The organism is Shimia sp. (genome assembly GCF_041624275.1).
GTDB lineage: Bacteria > Pseudomonadota > Alphaproteobacteria > Rhodobacterales > Rhodobacteraceae > Shimia.
The window spans coordinates 1-3630 of record NZ_JBFJVE010000239.1; the positions used below are offsets into that span (position 1 = coordinate 1).

Genomic DNA, 3630 nt, shown 5'->3' on the forward strand with positions numbered 1-3630 from the left:
ACCAGGCCTGACGCGGGCCCAGCTCGGCGGCAGGCGTGCCCGGCAGTTCCGGCGGCAGGCCCATGGCCGGTGCCAGCTGCACCGCGATAAAGCCGCACATGCCCCAGACGAGGCCGGTCTTGGCATTGAGCGCGGCGCCGAAACGGTCGCGGGCAAAGCCCATCGCCGCTACCAGCAACAGGCCGTATCCCGCATAGGAGACGATGTTGAAGGCGACGGTCATCAGGTGACGGCCCCATTCATCGCCAAGCGGCGGCGCGCCCTTGACCGACTGGGTGGTGCCTTCGACGGCGAAATGCACCCTTGCACCGGTTTCATACAATTCGCCTTCCAGCAGAAGCGGGATGACAAAAACGAACTGAAGCAGAGCTGCGATCAGCCCTGCTATCAGGCCAGCGAACACAGCGCTGGACAGCAGATTTTTGGTCATTGAGCCGTGAGGCGCGTGCTTAGTGGCAGGGGAATGCCATGGCGTGACGCTGGTCATGCGCAGCATCGTGCAGCACGGTGGCTTGCGCCATGCCCGAAATGGTCAGCAGGCCCACGCCCAGAGTCAGCGCCAGCACGAAAGCGGCGGTGTTGGTGCGTGCGGCCGCGATAGTAGCAAATTTGGTCGACATTATGTCTTCTCCTTGTCCCGTCACCCCGACGGATGGGTTTACGTTTCCTTCATGTGGCCGGTCTCCTGGCTCGCGGGTCGACGCGGTGCATTCCCTTCCCAGGGGCTGTCCCCCAGTGGTTTTGAACGCGCGCTCGCCGCTTACAGTCGCGGGGGCGGCTGTGGCCTTGGGCTTCTGCCCGCACCACATTCCCGAGGAGTGGCCCCTTGGGGCCGACACCACACAGCCCCTGTTTGGCCTGTGTTTGGGGGTCCGGTCAAGGCCGATTGCGACGTCTGATTGTCGCGCAGCGTCGGGTGGCAGAAAAAATCACCGGGCAGAAAATCAATATCTTGTGGATAAGTGGCGCCGATCCGCCACATTCTGTGGTGCCTTATTGACTCACCCCCCGTGGCGCAGGCATTTTTCACCTAGCAACCAGAATCACGGGGTCACAGGCAGTCTTGCGCTTTTCGAAACTCAGACTGACGGGCTTCAAGAGCTTCGTCGATCCGACCGATCTCATCATCGCCGATGGTCTGACCGGGGTCGTCGGGCCCAATGGCTGCGGCAAGTCGAACCTGCTGGAGGCACTGCGCTGGGTGATGGGCGAGAACCGCCCCACCGCGATGCGCGGCGGCGGCATGGAAGACGTGATCTTTGCCGGCGCGGCGACCCGCCCGGCGCGCAATTTCGCCGAGGTCTCGCTGCATATCGACAATGGCGAGCGGCTGGCCCCGGCCGGCTTCAACGAGGAGGACGCGCTGGAGATCGTGCGCCGCATCACCCGCGACGTCGGCAGCGCCTATAAGGTCAACACCAAGGATGTGCGCGCCCGCGACGTGCAGATGCTGTTTGCCGATGCCTCGACCGGAGCCCATTCGCCGGCGCTGGTGCGGCAGGGGCAGATTTCCGAGCTGATCAACGCCAAGCCGAAGTCGCGGCGGCGCATCCTCGAAGAGGCGGCCGGAATTTCCGGTCTGTATCAGCGCCGCCACGAGGCCGAATTGAAACTGAAAGGCGCCGAGAGCAATCTGATGCGGGTCGACGATGTGATCGACCAGCTGGCCAGCCAGCTGGGCCAGTTGGCGCGGCAGGCGCGGCAGGCGGCGCGCTACCGCGCCATCGGCGAAGACCTGCGCCAGGCCGAGGGGCTGCTGCTGTATCGCCGCTGGCGCGAGGCCGACGAGGCACGGGCCGGGGCCGACGAGGAACTGCGCGCCCGCACCACTGCCGCCGCCCAGGCCGAGGGCACGGCGCGGGCCGCCGCCAAGGCACGCCTTGCCTGCGACGACGCCCTGCCGCCGCTGCGCGAGGAAGAGGCGATCGCCGCCGCCATCCTGCAAAGGTTGCAGGTGCAGCGCGACACGCTGAACGACCAGGAGGCCCATGCCCGGCAGATCATCGACACCCTGACCAGCCGCATCGGGCAGCTGGCGCGCGACATGGAGCGCGAATCCGGGCTCAACCGCGACGCCGAGGAGACCATCGCCCGCCTCGACTGGGAGGCGCGCGAGCTGGCCAAGGCCGGCGAGGGCCACGGCGAGCGGCTCGAGGCTGCCTCGCAGGCGGCGCGCGAGGCGGCCGGCGTGTTGCAGGAGCGCGAGAGCGACCTGGCGCAGCTGACCGAAGACGTGGCCCGGCTGGCGGCGCGCCACCACTCGGCGCAGCGGCTGCTGGAAGACAGCCGCAAGACCCGCGCCAAGAGCGAGGCCGAGGCAGACAAGGCGCGCGACGCAGTGACCAGCTCGAAGGCGGCGCTGCTGCGGGCCTCGCAGGACTATGACAGCGCCCGCCATGCCGAGGCGGCGGCGCAAGGCGCGGCGGCAGAGGCCGAGCAGGCGCTGTCGCAGGCCGAACAGGACCGGGCCGAGACCCAGGGCCGCGAGGCCGATGCCCGCGCCGAGCGCTCGGAGGCCGAGGGCGAGTTGAACGCGCTGCGCGCCGAGGTCACGGCGCTGGCCCGGCTTGTCGAACGCGACACCGCCGAGGGCGGGCAGATCCTGGATCGGCTGCAGGTGCAGCAGGGGTTCGAAAAGGCGCTGGGGGCGGCGCTGGCCGACGATCTGCGCGCCCCCGAGGTCGAGGACGACGGCCCCTCGGGTTGGCAGGTGCTGCCGCCCTATGACCAGGATCAGCCGCTGCCCGAGGGGGTGACCTCGCTGGTGGCGCATGTCTCGGTGCCCGAGGTGCTGGAGCGCCGGATGAGCCAGATCGGCCTGGTGGCGGCAGAGGATGCGCTGCGCCTGCAACCGCTGTTGCAGCCGGGGCAGCGGCTGGTGTCGCTGGAGGGCGACCTGTGGCGCTGGGACGGTTACCGGGCCTGGGCCGAGGATGCGCCGAGCGCGGCGGCGCTGCGGTTGCAGCAGCTGAACCGGCTGGAGGAGCTGAAGCAGCAGATGGCGCGGGCCACGGCGCGGGCCGATGGCGCGGTGCAGGCGCATGAGACCCTGCAGACGCGGCTGCGCGAATTGTCCGAGATCGACAAGGCGGCGCGGCTGACCCGGCGCGACGCCGACCGCGCGGTGGCCGAGGCCAACCGGGCGCTGAGCCGCGCCGAGGCCGACCGCAACCTTGCCGAGGGGCGGCTGGAATCGCTGGGGCTGGCGGTGGCGCGCCACGAGGAAGAGGCGATGGCGGCGCGCGCGCAGCTGCTCGAGGCCGAGCGCGGCATGGCCGATCTCGGCGATCTCGAGGCGGCGCGGGCCGCGGTCGAGGACATCAAGATGACGGTCGAGGCGGCGCGGATCGCGATGATGACCCGGCGCTCGGCCCAGGACGAGCTGCGCCGCGAGGGCGAGGCCCGGCTGCGCCGCGCCCAGGAGGTCACCAAGGAGATCAGCGGCTGGCGCCACCGGCTGGAGACGGCCGAGAAACGCATCGGCGAGCTGGCCGAGCGCAAGCTGACCTCGGAAGAGGAGCTGAAGGCGGCGGGCAATGCGCCGGAGGAGATCGCCGCCAAGCGCGAGGAACTGTCCGAGGCCATCGCCGAGGCCGAGGCACGGCGGCGCCGGGCCGGCGACGGTCTGGC

At 69.7% G+C, this 3630-nt stretch carries 3 protein-coding genes and 1 riboswitch; of the genes, 1 reads left to right on the plus strand and 2 read right to left on the minus strand.

All coding sequences use genetic code 11. From position 1 onward, the window contains the following. A partial coding sequence (locus tag ABZD10_RS14295; RefSeq protein WP_372887495.1) for a CbtA family protein occupies window positions 1–487 on the minus strand: 487 nt, incomplete at its 3' end. Continuing rightward, the gene (locus tag ABZD10_RS14300; protein WP_372887497.1) at window positions 450–620 is read right to left on the minus strand and encodes a CbtB domain-containing protein; all 171 of its coding nucleotides are present in this window, start codon (window positions 618–620) and stop codon (window positions 450–452) included. The genes ABZD10_RS14300 and ABZD10_RS14295, both read right to left, overlap by 38 nt. A 37-nt stretch (window positions 621–657) precedes the next feature. Then, window positions 658–858, minus strand: a riboswitch (cobalamin riboswitch). A gap of 205 nt (window positions 859–1063) precedes the next feature. On the opposite strand from ABZD10_RS14300, the gene ABZD10_RS14305 reads away from it, so the two are divergent. Further along, the coding region (locus ABZD10_RS14305) for a chromosome segregation SMC family protein (RefSeq protein ID WP_372887499.1) at window positions 1064–3630 on the plus strand (2567 nt) is incomplete at its 3' end.

Bases quoted from the DNA above. Each gene is read 5' to 3' on its own strand.
- ABZD10_RS14300 (WP_372887497.1), bottom strand. From the start codon at position 620: ATGTCGACCAAATTTGCTACTATCGCGGCCGCACGCACCAACACCGCC.